We start from the raw sequence: 15,883 nt of genomic DNA, 5'->3' as shown, positions 1-15,883 counted from the left end.
GGGGACGGTGACCGCGAAGAGGGCCGGAGCGCGTCATCCTAGGCCCGGAACGAGCCGTCTGACCAGCGGATTTCCGGGACGTATACGGCAATGTCAGTGCCGTGGTGTGCAATGGATCTCGTGCCCGTGCTCGAAGAACCACTGAAGAAGGCGCTCGGTCCCGCCACCGCGAAGGTGATGGCCGAGCACCTCGGCCTGCACACCGTCGGCGACCTGCTGCACCACTACCCGCGCAGATACGAGGAGCGCGGGCAGCTCACGCACCTCGCCGACCTGCCGCTGGACGAGCACGTGACCGTGGTCGCCCAGGTCGCCGACGCGCGCCTGGCCACCTTCGCCTCGTCGAAGGCGCCCCGCGGCAAGGGCCAGCGCCTCGAAGTCACGATCACGGACGGCAGCGGCCGCCTCCAGCTCGTCTTCTTCGGGCACGGCGTGCACAAGCCCCACAAGGACCTGCTCCCCGGCACCCGCGCGATGTTCTCCGGCAAGGTGTCCGTCTTCAACCGCCGCCTCCAACTGGCCCACCCGGCGTACGAACTGCTGCGCGGCGAGGGCGACGAGGCCGTGGAGAGCGTCGACAGCTGGGCGGGCGCCCTCATCCCGATCTACCCGGCCACCGCCAAACTGGAGTCCTGGAAGATCGCCAAGTCCGTGCAGACGGTGCTGCCGAGCGCGCAGGAAGCCGTCGACCCCCTCCCGGACTCGCTCCGGGACGGCCGCGGCCTGGTCACCCTCCCCGAGGCCCTCCTCAAGATCCACCGCCCGCACACCAAGGCCGACATCCACGACGCCCGCGCCCGCCTCAAGTGGGACGAGGCCTTCGTCCTCCAGGTCGCCCTGGCCCGCCGCCGCCACGCCGACGCCCAGCTCCCGGCCGTCGCCCGCGTCCGCGCACCGGACGGCCTGCTGACCGCCTTGGACGCCAAACTGCCCTTCACGCTCACCGAGGGCCAGCAGAAGGTCTCCAAGGAGATCTTCGACGACCTCGGCACCGAACACCCGATGCACCGGCTGTTGCAGGGGGAGGTGGGCAGCGGGAAGACCTTGGTCGCCCTCCGTGCCATGCTCGCCGTCGTCGACGCCCGCGGGCAGGCCGCGATGCTCGCGCCCACCGAGGTGCTCGCCCAGCAGCACCACCGGTCGATCACCGAGATGATGGGCGAGCTGGCCGAGGGCGGCATGCTCGGCGGGGCCGAGCACTCCACGAAGGTCGTGCTGCTCACCGGCTCCATGGGAGCGGCGGGCCGCAGGCAGGCGCTGCTCGACCTGGTCACCGGCGAGGCCGGGATCGTGATCGGCACCCACGCGCTGATCGAGGACAAGGTGCAGTTCCACGACCTGGGCCTGGTAGTCGTCGACGAGCAGCACCGCTTCGGGGTCGAGCAGCGCGACGCCCTGCGCGGCAAGGGCAAGCAGCCCCCGCACCTCCTGGTGATGACCGCCACCCCCATCCCGCGCACGGTCGCGATGACGGTCTTCGGCGACCTGGAGACCTCCGTGCTCGACCAGCTCCCCGCAGGGCGTTCCCCGATCGCCAGCCATGTCGTCCCGGCCGCGGACAAACCGCACTTCCTTTCGCGCGCGTGGGAGCGCGTGCGCGAGGAAGTGGAGAACGGCCATCAGGCGTACGTCGTCTGCCCCCGCATCGGTGACGAGGAGGACGACCCGAAGAAGGGCGCCAAGAAGAAGACCCCCGAGGACGAGGCGGAGAAGCGTCCGCCGCTGGCCGTCCTCGACGTCGCCGCCCAACTCGCCGAGGGCCCCCTCCAGGGCCTCAAGGTCGAAGTGCTGCACGGCCGGATGCACCCCGACGACAAGGACGCCGTCATGCGCCGCTTCGCCGCGGGCGAGACGGACGTCCTGGTCGCGACGACGGTGATCGAGGTCGGGGTGAACGTACCGAACGCCACCGCCATGGTGATCATGGACGCCGACCGGTTCGGCGTATCCCAGCTCCACCAGCTCCGGGGCCGCGTCGGCCGTGGCTCGGCGGCCGGGCTCTGTCTCCTGGTCTCCGAGATGCCGGAGGCGAGCCCGGCCCGGCAGCGGCTGAACGCGGTGGCCTCGACCCTGGACGGCTTCGAGCTCTCCCGCATCGACCTCGAACAGCGCCGCGAGGGCGACGTCCTCGGCCAGGCCCAGTCCGGCGTCCGCTCCTCGCTGCGCATGCTCGCCGTCATCGAGGACGAGGAGATCATCGCGGAGGCCCGCGAGGAGGCCACCGCGGTCGTCGCGGCGGACCCGGACCTGACGGGCCTCCCCGGTCTGCGCACCGCCCTGGACGCCCTGCTGGACGAGGAACGGGAGCAGTACCTGGACAAGGGCTGAGCGGCGGCGACCCGCCCGCGGCTGAGAGACTGGGAGGAACCGACCCACCCCCAGCGCAAAGGACCCTCATGACCCGCGTGATCGCCGGCCGGGCCGGCGGACGCCGTCTGGCCGTCCCGCCGGGCACCGGCACCCGCCCCACCTCCGACCGGGCGCGCGAGGGCCTCTTCTCCACGTGGCAGTCCCTGCTGGGCGGCCCGCTGGAGGGCGAGCGCGTGCTCGACCTGTACGCCGGCTCGGGCGCCGTCGGCCTGGAGGCGCTCAGCCGCGGCGCCGGGCACACCCTGCTGGTCGAGGCGGACGCGCGCGCGGCCAGGATCATCCGCGACAACGTGACGACCCTCGGCCTGCCGGGCGCCGAGGTCAGAGCGGGCAAAACGGAGCAGATCGTCCGGACGGCGGCACCGGAGTCACCGTACGACCTGGTCTTCCTCGACCCCCCGTACGCCGTCCCGGACGACGATCTTCGGGAGATCCTGCTCACACTCCGGACCGGGGGCTGGCTCGCGGAGGATGCGCTCGTCACCGTGGAGCGCAGCACCAGAGGCGGTGAATTCGGTTGGCCGGACGGTTTCGAAGCCGTCAGGGCCCGTCGATACGGCGAGGGCACGTTTTGGTACGGTCGCGCCGCCTCTACGTGCGAAGACGCACGATGACCGGACCGGAGAGCGAGGGACCACTGTTGCGCCGCGCCGTCTGTCCGGGGTCATTCGACCCCATCACCAATGGACACCTCGACATCATCGCCCGAGCCTCCCCGCTGTACGACGTCGTGCACGTCGTGGTGATGATCAATCAGTCGAAGAAGGGCCTGTTCACGGTCGACGAGCGGATCGAGCTGATCCGCGAGGTCACGGCCGAGTTCGGCAACGTCCAGGTCGAGGCCTACCACGGCCTCCTCGTCGACTACTGCAAGCAGCGGGACATCCCGGCCATCGTCAAGGGCCTGCGCGCGGTCAGCGACTTCGACTACGAACTCCAGATGGCCCAGATGAACTACGGCCTCTCGGGCGTCGAGACCCTGTTCATCCCGACCAGCCCCACCTACAGCTTCCTGTCCTCCTCGCTGGTCAAGGAAGTCGCGAACTGGGGTGGCGACATCTCCCATCTGGTGCCGCCGGTGGTGCTGGCGGCGCTCAAGAAGCGGCTGGGCCAGGACTGAGCGACTGACAGTCCGTCACCCGGTGTCGGACGGTGCGGGAGTGGTCGTACAGTCGACCCGTCCGTCTCCATCACAGCTGTAGAGAGTGGCGAGCACACGGTGGACGTACAGAAGAAGCTCGATGAGATCGTCGCGGCGGTCGGCAGTGCCCGTTCCATGCCCATGTCGGCCTCGTGCGTGGTCAACCGCGCCGACCTGCTGTCGATGCTGGAAGAGGTGCGCCAGGCGCTGCCCGGCTCCCTCGCCCAGGCGCAGGAGCTGATCGGCGGCCGCGAGGAAATGGTCGAGCGGGCCCGTCAGGAGGCCGAGCGGATCATCGAGACCGCGCACGCCGAGCGGGGCTCCCTGATCTCCGACACCGAGGTCGCCCGCCGCTCGCAGAACGAGGCGGACCGGATCCTCGCAGAGGCCCGCCAGGAGGCCGAGGAGGTCCGCGCCGAGGCCGACGACTACGTCGACTCCAAGCTCGCCAACTTCGAGGTCGTCCTCACCAAGACGCTCGGCTCCGTCGGCCGCGGCCGCGAGAAGCTCCTCGGCACCGGCCCGGGCGTCGACGAGCAGGGGTACGAGGACGAGGACGCCCCGGAGCGCAGTTACGACCCGGAGACCCTGCGCCGCAACGCCGACGAATACGTCGACGTCAAGCTCGGCGCCTTCGAGGCGGTCCTCGCCAAGACCCTGGAAGCCGTCGGCCACGGCCGGCAGAAGCTGCACGGCCGGATCGCCAGCGACGACCTCGGCGACCTGAGCGCCTTCGGGGAGGACGGAACGCCCGGCGCGCACACCAGTGACGCCGACTACCTGGCAGGCCTCGCCGAGCTCGCCGACGCCCCCGAGCGGCCCGCCCAGGCCCCGGAGCCGGCCGCCCAGCCGTCCTACGGGCAGCAGCAGGAGGCGTACGCCTACCAGCAGCAGGCCGACCCGTACGGCTACCAGCAGCAGTACGCCCCGCAGCAGGACGCGTACGGCTATCAGCAGGCCGACCCCTACGCCGCCTACCAGCAGCAGGGCTACGACCAGCAGCAGGCGTACGACCAGGGCCAGCAGCAGGTCTACGCCCAGCAGCAGGCCCATGCCATGGACCAGCAGCACGCCCTCGACGAGGCCAGCCTCTTCGACACCAGCATGATCAGCGCGGAGCAGCTCAGGGCGTACGAGCAGGGGCGCGGCGGCCACTGACCACGGGGTCAGGAGGGGCGCGCACCGCCGGCCGGGAACGGCGGTACGGACCGGATTGGGCCGAGAGCGAAAGGTCCAGTATCCTGGCTCTTCGGTCGCGTGTACGTCCGCGATCCACGCTGCCCGCGGGACACCAAGGGCGGCGTTCCCTTGAGTTCGAAGATCGAAAGCAGGAATGGCTCTGAACGCCCGCCTCGACCACCGCAATCCTCTCGTGTTCGACACGCACGAGCTGGGGCGGCGTCCTGGCGCGCTCCAGCGCCTGACCCGCACGATCGACGCTCCCAAGGATCTGGGAATCCAGGGTGTCATCGGAGTGCCGGAAGGCGCCCCGATGGAACTCGCGCTCCGTCTGGAGTCGGTCATGGAAGGGGTGCTTGTCACAGGCACCGCCCGTGCATCGGCCAAGGGGGAGTGCGTAAGGTGTCTGGAGCCGCTCGAGCAGGTGCTCACAGCGGATTTCCAGGAGATGTTCTCGTACCCTGACGCCGATGACCGGGGCCGCCCCAAGGCGGAGCCGGTCGACGACGCCGAGGACGACGAGGACACGCTCTTCCTCGAGGACGGCCTGTTCGACCTCGAACCCGTGCTGCGTGATGCGGTGGTGCTCGCACTGCCGATGCAGCCGGTGTGCCAGGACGACTGCCCGGGCCTGTGCTCCGAATGCGGAGCCCGGCTCGCGGACGACCCGGAGCACCACCATGACGCCGTCGACATCCGTTGGGCGGCACTGCAGGGACTCGCCGGTTCACTCGAAGATGGCGAGAAGGACGAGTTGAGCGGCGCCGAACCTGGCGTCGACGAGAAGCAGGAGAAGTAGCCGTGGCTGTTCCGAAGCGGAAGATGTCGCGCAGCAACACGCGCCACCGCCGGTCGCAGTGGAAGGCTGCGGTCCCCACCCTGGTTGCGTGCGAGCGCTGCCACGAGCCCAAGCTGCAGCACATCGCGTGCCCGGCCTGTGGCACCTATAACAAGCGCCAGGTCCTCGAGGTCTGAGCGGCTGGTGAGAGGTCTGATGTCTGACGCCAAGGCGGATCCAACCGCCAAGAAAAAGGCGGACAACACAGCCTCGTCCCACACGCTTCTGGAAGGGCGGCTCGGCTACAAGCTCGAGTCCGCCCTTCTGGTGCGTGCGCTGACCCACCGTTCCTACGCGTACGAGAACGGCGGTCTGCCGACCAACGAGCGTCTGGAGTTCCTCGGGGACTCCGTACTGGGCCTCGTGGTCACGGACACGCTGTACCGCACCCACCCCGACCTGCCCGAAGGCCAGCTGGCCAAGTTGCGGGCCGCGGTGGTCAATTCTCGTGCGCTGGCGGAAGTGGGCCGCGGCCTCGAACTCGGCTCCTTCATCCGGCTCGGCCGGGGCGAGGAAGGCACGGGAGGCCGGGACAAGGCGTCCATCCTCGCCGACACCCTTGAAGCGGTGATCGGCGCTGTCTATCTCGACCAGGGACTGGAGGCGGCGGGCGAACTCGTCCACCGGCTCTTCGACCCGTTGATCGAGAAGTCCTCGAATCTTGGTGCCGGCCTGGACTGGAAGACCAGTCTCCAGGAGCTCACGGCGACCGAGGGGCTCGGAGTTCCCGAGTACCTGGTCTCGGAGACCGGCCCGGACCACGAGAAGGTCTTCACGGCTGCCGCCCGCGTCGGAGGCGTCTCGTACGGCACCGGCACCGGCCGCAGCAAGAAGGAGGCGGAGCAGCAGGCCGCGGAGTCCGCGTGGCGTGCGATCCACTCCGCCGCGGACGAACGCGCGAAGTCGGCCCAGGCCGCCGAACAGGTGGCTCGTGCCGCCCGGCAGGCGGCTCAGGACGTCGAGGAGACCGCCGACGTCTCCTCGACGCCGACCACCGACACGGCCACGGCCTGAATCCTTCATGCACCTGAAGTACCGGCAGTACCTGTAGTACCCAGCAGTACCAGCGGTACCGGACCCCGTCGCAGCGCTCGCGCGCCGCGGCGGGGTCCGCGCGTTGCCCGGCCCCGGCCCCGTCCCCGCCCGGTGCGGTGCGGTGCGGGCGCGGACCGGCCCAACTCCTCGGCGGTCGCGTGCCGGTGGGCCGGACGAACCGCTCGCCGACGGCCGCCGCCGAGCGCGATGTACCCTTCCCGCATCACCCGCTCAGCCCGCCCCTCAGGAGGAGTCCCGTGCCCGAGCTGCCCGAAGTCGAAGTCGTGCGGCGGGGCTTGGAGCGCTGGGTCACCGGGCGGATCGTGGAAGCGGTGGACGTACGGCATCCGCGGGCCGTGCGGCGGCACCTGGCGGGGCCCGACGATTTCGCGAAGGCGCTCGCCGGACACCGGGTGGGTGAGGCGATGCGCCGCGGCAAGTACCTGTGGCTGCCGCTCGACGACTCGCCGTTCTCCGTCCTCGCGCACCTCGGTATGAGCGGCCAGCTTCTCGTGCAGCCGCAGGACGCCCCCGAGGAGAAGCACCTGCGCATCCGCGTCCGCTTCGAGGACGACCGGGGCACCGAGCTGCGCTTCGTCGACCAGCGCACGTTCGGCGGGCTGTCGCTGCACGAGAACACCCCGGACGGCCTCCCCGACGTCATCGCGCACATCGCCCGCGACCCGCTCGACCCCCTCTTCGACGACGCCGCGTTCCACACCGCGCTGCGGGCCCGCCGTACGACGGTCAAACGCGCCCTGCTCGACCAGTCACTGATCAGCGGCGTCGGGAACATCTACGCGGACGAGGCGCTGTGGCGCTCCAAGCTGCACTACGAACGCCCTACGGGAACCATGACCCGGCCGCGCACCGCCGAACTCCTCGGCCATATCCGCGACGTCATGAACGACGCCCTCGCAGCCGGCGGCACCAGCTTCGACAGCCTGTACGTCAACGTCAACGGTGAGTCGGGCTACTTCGACCGCTCGCTCGACGCGTACGGGCGCGAGGGGGAACCCTGCCGCCGCTGCGGGACGCCGATGCGCCGACGGGCCTGGATGAACCGCTCCAGCTACTTCTGCCCGCGCTGCCAGCGGGCACCCCGCCCCGGAGTCTGACGTCCCGGGCCTCGTCCTCGCCCGGTCCGACTTCTACGCCCGGCGGGTCTCGTCGTAGCGCCCGCGGGCCTCCAGGACATCGTCCATGCGGCCCTCGACGAAGGTGATGAGGGCCAGCAGCCGCTCGGCGACCTCGCGGCCCAGCGGCGTGAGGGTGTAGTCGACGCGCGGCGGGTTCGTGGGCCGTGCGTCGCGGTGCACCAGACCGTCGCGCTCCAGCGCGTGCAGGGTCTGCGAGAGCATCTTCTCGCTGACGCCGTCGACCCGGCGGCGCAGTTCGTTGAACCGGAACGTGCCGTCGTACAGCGCTCCCAGCGTGAGCGAGCCCCAGCGGCCGGTGACGTGCTCCAGCGTGCCCCGGGACGGGCAACCGCGGGCGAACACGTTGTACGCGAGGTCCTTGCCGTCGGCGTACACGGTGCTCTCGTCGTTCTCGGCGCGCTCCGTGATCCGCGCGGACGATTCCATACGACAAGCATACCGAGCCACAGCGCTGCCCTGAGGATTGCACTGACTTCTGGTTAGCGCTCGGCCCCGGCGAAGAGATCCGAAGCCGAGGTGTGTACCCGCCCCGTGGGGGCCGGGTCCTGAGCCGCGTGGCCCGGCACCCGGCCGCGGGACGCTACGGCAGGTCGACGGCGTTGACGGACAGGCCGTTGTCGACCGTGTAGTACGGCCGTACCCGGGCGCGTCCGCGCGGAGAGTCCTCGCACACCGTGACGGGGTACACGTAGACCTTCTTGCGGTCCTTGACGTCGCCGAACCAGCCGCCGACGCGCACCGGTTCGGCCCGGCCGGCGACGCGGACCGACAGGTCCCACAGGTCCTGCTCGGCGTGGTGGTGCCGGCCGACGTCCGCGCAGACGACGCGCGCGTGCAGCAGCCCGTCCGCGTCGCGGCGCCAGGAAGGCTCCAGGGCCGGGGAGTCGGCGTTGTCGCGGTGCCGCAACACGAAGCCCTCGACGTCGGCGTCGGTCCCGAACAGGCGCACCGCCACGCCGATCTCATCGCCGTCGACGGCGATGCCCTGCACCTCGGCGTGTACATCGGCCTCACGGGTGCCCAAGGCGACGAACCCGTCCACGGTCGTATACGGCAGCAGCGCCCGCACCGGGGAGAGCCGAGGCTCGGGCAGGAAGCCCATCAGACCCCGCAGGTCGAGCAGGTCGCTGCGCAGCCGCTTGCGCGCCCCCTTCGCCGGGGCGATCCACAGGTCCCACACCGCGTTCCCCAGGGGCAGCGTGCGCTCGACGGCAGCCGAGACCCGGCCGCCGTCGTCGTGGACGAGCGGGACGCGCAGCGTCGTACGGTCCTTGCCGCCGCGGCTGATCAGCAGCAGGTCGCCCGCCTTGACCGTCGTGGTGGGCGCCAGTACGACCTGCAGCGAGCCGTCGGTGTCGGTACGGACCGACCCGCTCGTCGCGGCCGACGGATCCGACGCCGCCTGCGCCGCGGCCGCCTGTCCGGTGCCGGTGCGCCGCAGACGGCTCCACAAGGAGGGACGCGCGGGCGTCGTGGTGGAGCTGCCGGCACCGAGCTCGCGGAACAGTTCCTCGTAGCGCACGGCGATCGTGGCGGGGTCGAACCGCTCGGCGTTGCGGAGAGCCGCGGCACCCATCGCGGCCCGCTCGCCGTCGTTGTCGATCAAGCGCAGCAGGCCCGCGGCGATGGAGTCGACGTCTCCCGGCCGTACCAGCAGGCCGTCCTCGCCGTCGCGGATGATCTCACGCGGGCCGAGGGGGCAGTCGGTGCTCACGACCGGGAGGCCGCAGCGCATCGCTTCCACGATGGTCATGCCGAAGGACTCGCTGTCCGAGGTGACCGCGGCGATCGAACCCTTGGCCCACTCGGCCTCGATCGGCGAGGCGAGTCCCATCAGATGAACCTGGTTGTACAGGCCGAGGTCGTTGATCAGGGAGCGCAACCTGCCGCGCTGGCTGCCTTCGCCGTAGATCCGCAGCTGCCAGTCGGGATGCTTGTCGGCGACCGTCGCGAAGGCCTGCACGAGCAGGTCGTACCGCTTGATGACCGCCAGCCGCCCCGCGGCGACGACCGTCTTGACGTCCGGGTCGGCCGGGGACACCGACGGCGCCGGGACGCTGTTGGGTATGGAGACGACGGGCAGCCCCGGAATGGCCATGTCGCTGCGGTAGTTGGCCGCGTCGGCCTCGGAGACCGTGACGAAGCCGTTCAGGCGGGCATAGGCCTTCTTCATCTCCGACCGCAGGGCCTCCGAATGGGAGTCGAGCGTGATGTGTTCCTGGCCGATGCGCAGCGTGTGGTCGCCGCCATGGCGCGCGACGTACACGTTCAGTCCGGGGCGCGTCCCGATGAGCACGTCCGGGCTGTTCCGGCGGAAGTACGTGGCGGCCCGCTCGTCGGTCACCGTGCTGTACTGGCGGTAGCGGGTCTCGGCGGCGGGGAAGACGCGGGCCGGAACGGACCGGTCCTTCTCGGGGACTTCACGCGTGTCGACGAGAGCGGTCAGCTTGATCCGCGGGTCCACGGCGAACAGCGGTTTGTCCGTCGACCGGAACACCGACACGATCTCGACCTCGTGGCGTTCGGCCAGAGCGGAGGCGAGATTGATCGTTGTCCTATTTGTTCCACCCAGGCCATACACGTTGTGGATGAGGAACGAGATCTTCACGCAGTTCTCCTGCTCGCACGGCATGGGTGAAGCTGCCGCAACGGTCGGGCCGAAGCCTCCGCCGGGCAGTCATAGAGTTTCCACTGATTTTTCACGCTGTTCACAAAGGATAGAGCCGTTGAGTCTCCTCCGGGCCCAGTGCCGTGACTCTGCCGGCGATCTCGCCGGGGTCGGCTGAGGGTGCGGAAGCGGCGGGGCGCCCACCGTGGGCGGGCCGGTTCGACGATCCGGTCGGCGACGCGTTCGCCCGGAGCCGACGGTCTCTCCGAAGGGCGGCAAGGAGCGCGGCAAGGAGCGCGGCAAGGAACCGGACAAGGAGCGTGACGTGTCCTTGCCCGAGTCGGTCGCCTTCGTGCCGGCCGAGGAGCACCTCGAGCGGTACCCGGCGGCACGTCCACGCCCGGGTGCCGCTGGACGCGGGGGAGTCCGTCAAGGCGGTCGATGAGTATCGGGGTCACCACGACCCGGGCCTCGCGATGCGGATCTGCACGCACCTGCGGCGTCGAGCGGGACCCGGACCCGGGCCGCCGTGGAGGGTGTCTTCAGCGATGAAGAACGCACAGCGGACGGCCCGGACATGTTCCAGGAGGGCGCTCAGCCCTCCTGGCCTGCGGTTGTCTCAGTAGCCGAAGAAGTGAGGGGCCGGTTCTCTGGCCTGCGCCCCTGTAATCGATCAACGCTGTGACCTGCGACTTAGCCGTCAATGGTTGTCAGCGTTGGTAGTCGTTGAGCACCCTCGGACGGCCCGGAGACGGCCCGAGGGGGGCGCCGTGTGCTGCACCTCAACGCGAACGTGCCAGTGCTGCACGGCCAAGGTGTGCCGAGGGCGGTGGCGATGCCCCAAAGCAGCAGCGGAGGCCATTGGCATATGCGGCGAAGTCGAGCGCGCCCTCAGCGTGATTACTCAATGTTACTGATTCAATCCACTTGGTGACTAGTCGTGACGTGCACGACGCCCGTAACCAAGGAGAGAACCCTCATGCGACGCGTGCTCATCAGGGCGGCCGGCTTGGCCGCCGTCGGCGTGCTGGCCTTCGCCACGGCACAGCCCACTCAGGCCAACACCCTCAGCAAGCAGCCCGGTCACGCCGCCGCCGAGAGCGCCGCGTACTTCGTGATGACCGACATCACGCGGGAGCAATTCGTCATCAAGCTGACCAAGCCCGGGGACATCGAGCACGCCCGGGAACTCGTCAGCGGGGAGACCACCGACCGTCCCCACGTGCTCACGCGGATCGTCAAGCGGCAGGCCCCCTACAACCCGCGCTGGAGCTACCACAACAACCCCGACAACACGGATTTCTTCGACCAGGCCATCGAAGTCTGTGACGCGACCATCCCGTACGTCGAAGACCACACCGACGAAGCCGGCGGCCCCTTCCTGCCCGGCCTGATCTGGTGCGACTGGTCCTCGCGCCTCATCAGGGAAATCCCCGCCCCGTAGGTGACCGACAAGGCCGGCCGGCGCCGTACCCTCACGACGCCCCGGCCCACGCAGGGCTGCTCGGGCCGACCGTTCGTGGTCGGCCCGGGCACTCCCCGGTGTTCCCCGCCCGTTCTTGCACGGTCGTGGCACGCGCCGTGAGCTTGATCGTGTGGTCGGCTGGAGGCCCCCAGCCCTCTCGATGGGAACTATGGGCGCGACGGTTGTTGAGGTCTGCCGGGCTGGTGAACCGGTCGCCAAGCGCTGGTGGCGGTCGGCTGCGGTCATGCTGGTTGCTGTACTTCGCTGCTGTACAGCAACCAGTTTGGAAGATCGCGTTTGTGAGTGCGGCCGACCTGCGCCCGCGCCGCACGCGACCTGCCAGCACCCGAATGCATCAGCGGCGTTCGTCGGCCTGGGATGCCCGGTTGCGTAGGGTGACCGAAGAGCCGGGCAGGCGAGTGAACCGGCCCCGGACGCGGGAAGGGTCGTGCGGTGGGCGAGGCTGAGCACGGGGACGTTCCGAACGGCGGTAAGCCGGACGCGGCAGCGGGCCCGGTCAAGCAGTCGGGCGCCCGCAGGTGGCTGCACATTCTTGGCGCTGTCGTGGTGGCGATCGTGCTGCCGGTCGCGGTGGCCGGGATCGTTGCCGGGCAACTGGGTGCCCGGGCCGTGTTCCTCGGACTGCTCCTCGGCGTTGTCGGGGCGAAGCTGGGCGGAAGCCGTCGCATGCTGTACCTCGCCCCCGCGGTGGGGGTCGCGGTCGGCCTGGGCTCGTTCACCGCCTACGACTGGTGGTGGGTGGCGCTCCTCGCGGTGACCGGCGCCGTCGTGGGGGCGGGGATCGGCTTCGGCTGGTTCCCGCCGCTGCTGACGCTCGCCTTCGCTGCCACATTCGCGGCACCGACGCCGTCCGGCACCGACGCGCTGATCTCCGGCATTATGGCCGCCCTCGGTGTGGGCTACGGCATCGTGATCGCCCACCGCTTCGGCGCCACCCCCGTCGTCGAAGGCGACCGCCTGCCCGCCGGGGTGGCCGCCGTGGTGGCGCTCGTGTTCGGCGTCGCCCTCGGTGCCGGGGCCGCACTCGGGGTCGCACTCGGGTGGACCGAGCCCTACTGGGTGCCGGAGCCGATCATCATCCTCGCGCTGTACATCGTCACAGGAAAACGCGACCGGATCCGGGGCAAGGCCATCGGCACCGCAGTCGGTATCGCCGCCGCCCTGCCCGTGGCGATCCTCGCCCCGTCCGTCTGGGTCACCTCGGCCATCGCCACCGCTGCGTTCATCGCCGCTCTCACTCAGGCCGACAAGTACTGGCTGATGTACGGCCTCTACACCTTCGCCTTCGTCCTCGCACTCGCTTCCCCCGGCCAGGTCGCCGTCGAGGCCGAGCACCGGGGCTTCGAAATCCTCGCCGGCGTCGCCATCCTCGTCATCGGCCTCGCCGTCGTCCACGCCATCGGCAACCGCCTCCTGCGGCAAAGCCCACAACCCGAACTCGCAACCGGCAATCACAGCATCTGACGGCTGCCACACCTCGCTCACCCCTGCGGACCCCAGTTCCCCGTGAGTTTCTGTCCGTTCTGGCACGAGAGTGGCACGGCTCGGAGACCGTCCAGCATCTCGCCTGCCGAGGGCTGACGACCGCCCCATCAGCGTGTTTACCGTTCTCGGCTCGGGCCCGCACTCGCTGCGGCCCAGGGCTTGGCCCCGGCGCCGAAGGCGCAGAGGGGCCAAAGCCCAAGGGCCAGCCCGCGCTCGCGCGGGCACTTGATGAGGTAGAGAAATCTGTAACAACATCGACTAGATGACCGCGCTCCGCTCGGCCAAGCCGCGCAGGGACTCAGGAACACGAGGTTCTGAGAGCTGCACCAGGTCGCGGATGACGTCGCGGGCCAAGTGATGATCGTGGATCTGTTCGGGCGCCAAAGCCTCGGATTCCAAGAGTGCGGCTGTGGCCTCGCCGACGTGTCGCCGCTGCGCGTGCGCTCGCGCTACGTCAAGCAGGAAACGTGACTGACGCTCGGGTGAAAGCCCAGATGCGTCGACCCGCTCGGCTACCTCCAGCGCAAGCCCCGCATCCCCCAACTCGACGGCCGTGCTGACCGCGTGGATCTCCACATCTGGGTACGCGCCCGATGGGATCGTTCACCCCGTCCCACCTGCGGCTCTGGCTGCGGACCCTGGAAGACCGTGGGCTACCGGCGCGGCATCTTCGCGCACGTCTCGACGGTTTTCACGGCCGCGGTCGAGGACCGGGTCATCCGGGTCAACCCGTGCCGGGCTCGCTCTGTGCGGGCTCCTCGCCTGGAGCCGCGCAAGGTCAAGCCGTGGTCGGCCGGGAGGATCCGGGCCGTGCGATCGGAGCTGCCGGACCGCTATCAGGCTCTCGTCGACGTCGCGGCCGGATGCGGGCTGCGTCAGGGGGAGGCGTTCGGCTTGGCCGTGGAGGACGTGGACTTCCTCGGGGGTGTGGTGCACGTCGTGCGGCAGGTCAAGTTGCTGCGGCTGCATCGCCCGGTGTTCGCCCCGCCGAAGGGTGGTAAGGAACGCGCCGTGCCTCTGCCGGAGTCCGTCGCCTTCGCGCTGGCCAAGCACCTCAAGCGGTACCCGGCCGTCAGGATCACGCTGCCTTGGAAGACGCTCGACGGTCCGCCCGTCACGGCATCGCTGATCTTCACCGGGCCCATGGGGCTATCGCTGGACCGGAACCGCTTCAACGACCGCGAATGGCGGCCGGCGCTTCGGGCCGCGGGCGTCGAGACCGGGCGGGACAACGGTATGCACGCGCTGCGGCACTTCTACGCCTCGGTGCTGCTGGACGCGGGGGAGAGCATCAAGGCTGTGAGCGAGTACCTGGGGCACCATGACCCCGGCTTCACTCTGCGGACGTACACGCACCTGATGCCGTCGAGCGGGAAACGGACCCGGGCCGCCGTGGACGGCGTCTTCACGGATGAAGATTCCGTTCACGACGGCCCGGACACGGCCCAGGAGCGCTTAGCCCTCTGACCTGCGGTTAGTTCAGTAGCCGAAGTCCTGCGTCCACCAAGGGCCGCCGGTGGCGAAGTGGACTCCGACACCGAGGGTCTTGAAGTCGCAGTTCAGGATGTTGGCCTTGTGGCCGGGGCTGTTCATCCAGGCGTCCATGACGGCGGCCGCGTCGGCCTGGCCGCGGGCTATGTTCTCGCCGCCGAGGCTGGCTATCCCGGCCTTCGCCGCACGGTCCCAGGGGGTCAGCCCGCTCGGGTCGGTGTGGTCGAAGAAGTCCCGTGCCGCCATGTCCTCGCTGAAGGCCTGGGCCAGGTCCGACAGGGCGCTGTTCGCGGCCACCGGGCTGCAACCGACCTTGGCCCGCTCGTCGTTGACGAGCTTGAGCACCTCGGCCTCGGCGACGGCCTCCACGGACACGTTCACCGGGGACGTGGTGACCGGCGCCTCGGTGGCGGTCTGGGAGGGCTTCGGCGCCTCGGGGGCCGGCGCTTCCTCGGTGGGCTTGGCGGTCGGCGCCTTCGAAGGCGGCGTCGTGGTCGGGGCGGCCGACGGCGAGGTGGAGGTCGAGGTCGAAGGGGCCGTGGGGGCGGCCGAGGGCGTGGCCGCGCGATTCGCGCCACGGCTCGTCGACGTGTCGTCGCGGGAGTCCGCGCTGCCCGAGGTTCCGCCCTGCTGGGTGTTCCCGCTGGACGGCGAGCCCACGGCCTGAACGCTGTCGGAGTTGTTGCCGCCACCGCCGAGCGCGTAGTTGTCGGCGCCGGGCATGACACCGGCGGCGACGGCCACGGTGCCGAGGGCCACGGCCGCAGAGACGCCGAGCAGTCCCGTCTTGACCGGGCTCGGACCCTTCCGCTTGCGGTGCGAGCGGTTGGTGGCCGCGGACGGGAGATCGGCGACGGCCGCATAGCCGTACAGGTTCTCCGGACCGTAGCTTTCCGTGTGGGGCTCGATCGTTTCTGTGACTCCGGTGGCGCGCCCTGTGGCGGCGCGGCCGGCGTCGGAGCGTCGGTGGCGTCCCATCTCTTGGGCCTTCCTCGATCTTGAGTCAGCGATCCTCACCTGAACCTCACCCGAAAGAGTGAGTTTCTAGTGAGACTCATTGGGTCGGGACGGTACCCCATGGCGCGAGGGG

15 protein-coding genes are annotated in these 15,883 nt (G+C 70.0%); 11 read left to right on the top strand and 4 right to left on the bottom strand.

The genetic code is table 11. The features are described from left to right. Positions 1–111: 111 nt before the first annotated feature. From recG to mutM, 8 genes are all read left to right on the top strand, one after another. The gene (gene recG / locus ACIQRL_RS29635; RefSeq protein WP_401337259.1) at positions 112–2,328 is read left to right on the top strand and encodes an ATP-dependent DNA helicase RecG; all 2,217 of its coding nucleotides are present in this window, start codon (positions 112–114) and stop codon (positions 2,326–2,328) included. 68 nt (positions 2,329–2,396) lie between these two features. After that, positions 2,397–2,984: a 16S rRNA (guanine(966)-N(2))-methyltransferase RsmD gene (rsmD, locus tag ACIQRL_RS29630; RefSeq protein WP_401337257.1), complete on the top strand. Its 588-nt coding sequence runs from the start codon at positions 2,397–2,399 to the stop codon at positions 2,982–2,984. A gap of 26 nt (positions 2,985–3,010) precedes the next feature. Next, positions 3,011–3,490, top strand: coding sequence for a pantetheine-phosphate adenylyltransferase (gene coaD, locus ACIQRL_RS29625; protein ID WP_401337515.1), 480 nt, complete (start codon positions 3,011–3,013; stop codon positions 3,488–3,490). Between the two features lie 99 nt (positions 3,491–3,589). Beyond that, positions 3,590–4,669, top strand: a complete 1,080-nt coding sequence (locus tag ACIQRL_RS29620; protein ID WP_401337255.1) for an ATP synthase F0 subunit B — start codon at positions 3,590–3,592, stop codon at positions 4,667–4,669. A gap of 175 nt (positions 4,670–4,844) precedes the next feature. Continuing rightward, entirely contained in the window at positions 4,845–5,489 is a 645-nt protein-coding gene (locus tag ACIQRL_RS29615) for a YceD family protein (protein WP_401337253.1), read from the top strand. A 2-nt stretch (positions 5,490–5,491) separates the two neighbouring features. Then, positions 5,492–5,665 carry a 50S ribosomal protein L32 gene (gene rpmF, locus ACIQRL_RS29610; RefSeq protein WP_006139588.1) on the top strand — a complete coding sequence of 58 codons (174 nt, stop codon included), beginning with the start codon at positions 5,492–5,494 and terminating at the stop codon, positions 5,663–5,665. A 19-nt stretch (positions 5,666–5,684) separates the two neighbouring features. After that, positions 5,685–6,542 carry a ribonuclease III gene (gene rnc, locus ACIQRL_RS29605; protein WP_401337251.1) on the top strand — a complete coding sequence of 286 codons (858 nt, stop codon included), beginning with the start codon at positions 5,685–5,687 and terminating at the stop codon, positions 6,540–6,542. Between the two features lie 278 nt (positions 6,543–6,820). Next, positions 6,821–7,681 (top strand): bifunctional DNA-formamidopyrimidine glycosylase/DNA-(apurinic or apyrimidinic site) lyase, encoded by an 861-nt coding sequence (gene mutM, locus ACIQRL_RS29600; protein ID WP_401337249.1) that lies wholly within the window; start codon positions 6,821–6,823, stop codon positions 7,679–7,681. 33 nt (positions 7,682–7,714) lie between these two features. On the opposite strand, the gene ACIQRL_RS29595 is transcribed toward mutM, so the two are convergent. Both ACIQRL_RS29595 and ACIQRL_RS29590 read right to left on the bottom strand, forming a co-directional pair. Then, positions 7,715–8,149, bottom strand: a complete 435-nt coding sequence (locus ACIQRL_RS29595; protein ID WP_401337248.1) for a winged helix-turn-helix transcriptional regulator — start codon at positions 8,147–8,149, stop codon at positions 7,715–7,717. A gap of 154 nt (positions 8,150–8,303) precedes the next feature. Further along, positions 8,304–10,331, bottom strand: a complete 2,028-nt coding sequence (locus ACIQRL_RS29590; protein ID WP_401337246.1) for a glycosyltransferase family 4 protein — start codon at positions 10,329–10,331, stop codon at positions 8,304–8,306. A gap of 979 nt (positions 10,332–11,310) precedes the next feature. Between ACIQRL_RS29590 and ACIQRL_RS29585 the strand changes: the two genes are divergently transcribed. Together ACIQRL_RS29585 and ACIQRL_RS29580 are read left to right on the top strand one after the other, a co-directional pair. Continuing rightward, positions 11,311–11,775, top strand: a complete 465-nt coding sequence (locus ACIQRL_RS29585; protein WP_401337245.1) for a calmodulin-binding protein — start codon at positions 11,311–11,313, stop codon at positions 11,773–11,775. Positions 11,776–12,249: 474 nt separating this feature from the next. After that, positions 12,250–13,281 carry an FUSC family protein gene (locus ACIQRL_RS29580; protein ID WP_401337243.1) on the top strand — a complete coding sequence of 344 codons (1,032 nt, stop codon included), beginning with the start codon at positions 12,250–12,252 and terminating at the stop codon, positions 13,279–13,281. Between the two features lie 279 nt (positions 13,282–13,560). Here ACIQRL_RS29580 and ACIQRL_RS29575 read toward each other — a convergent pair whose 3' ends face one another. Further along, positions 13,561–13,878: a hypothetical protein gene (locus ACIQRL_RS29575; RefSeq protein ID WP_401337241.1), complete on the bottom strand. Its 318-nt coding sequence runs from the start codon at positions 13,876–13,878 to the stop codon at positions 13,561–13,563. Between the two features lie 234 nt (positions 13,879–14,112). Here ACIQRL_RS29575 and ACIQRL_RS29570 point away from each other — a divergent pair, with 234 nt between their 5' ends. Further along, the gene (locus ACIQRL_RS29570; protein ID WP_401337239.1) at positions 14,113–14,769 is read left to right on the top strand and encodes a tyrosine-type recombinase/integrase; all 657 of its coding nucleotides are present in this window, start codon (positions 14,113–14,115) and stop codon (positions 14,767–14,769) included. A 12-nt stretch (positions 14,770–14,781) separates the two neighbouring features. Here ACIQRL_RS29570 and ACIQRL_RS29565 read toward each other — a convergent pair whose 3' ends face one another. Continuing rightward, entirely contained in the window at positions 14,782–15,771 is a 990-nt protein-coding gene (locus ACIQRL_RS29565; protein ID WP_401337237.1) for a CAP domain-containing protein, read from the bottom strand. Between the last annotated feature and the right edge of the window lie 112 nt (positions 15,772–15,883).

The sequence above is a fragment of the Streptomyces sp. NPDC091209 genome (genome assembly GCF_044757755.1).
GTDB lineage: Bacteria > Actinomycetota > Actinomycetes > Streptomycetales > Streptomycetaceae > Streptomyces.
Note: the sequence above shows the minus strand (reverse complement) of the source record. Positions and strands in the feature narration are given on the sequence as shown.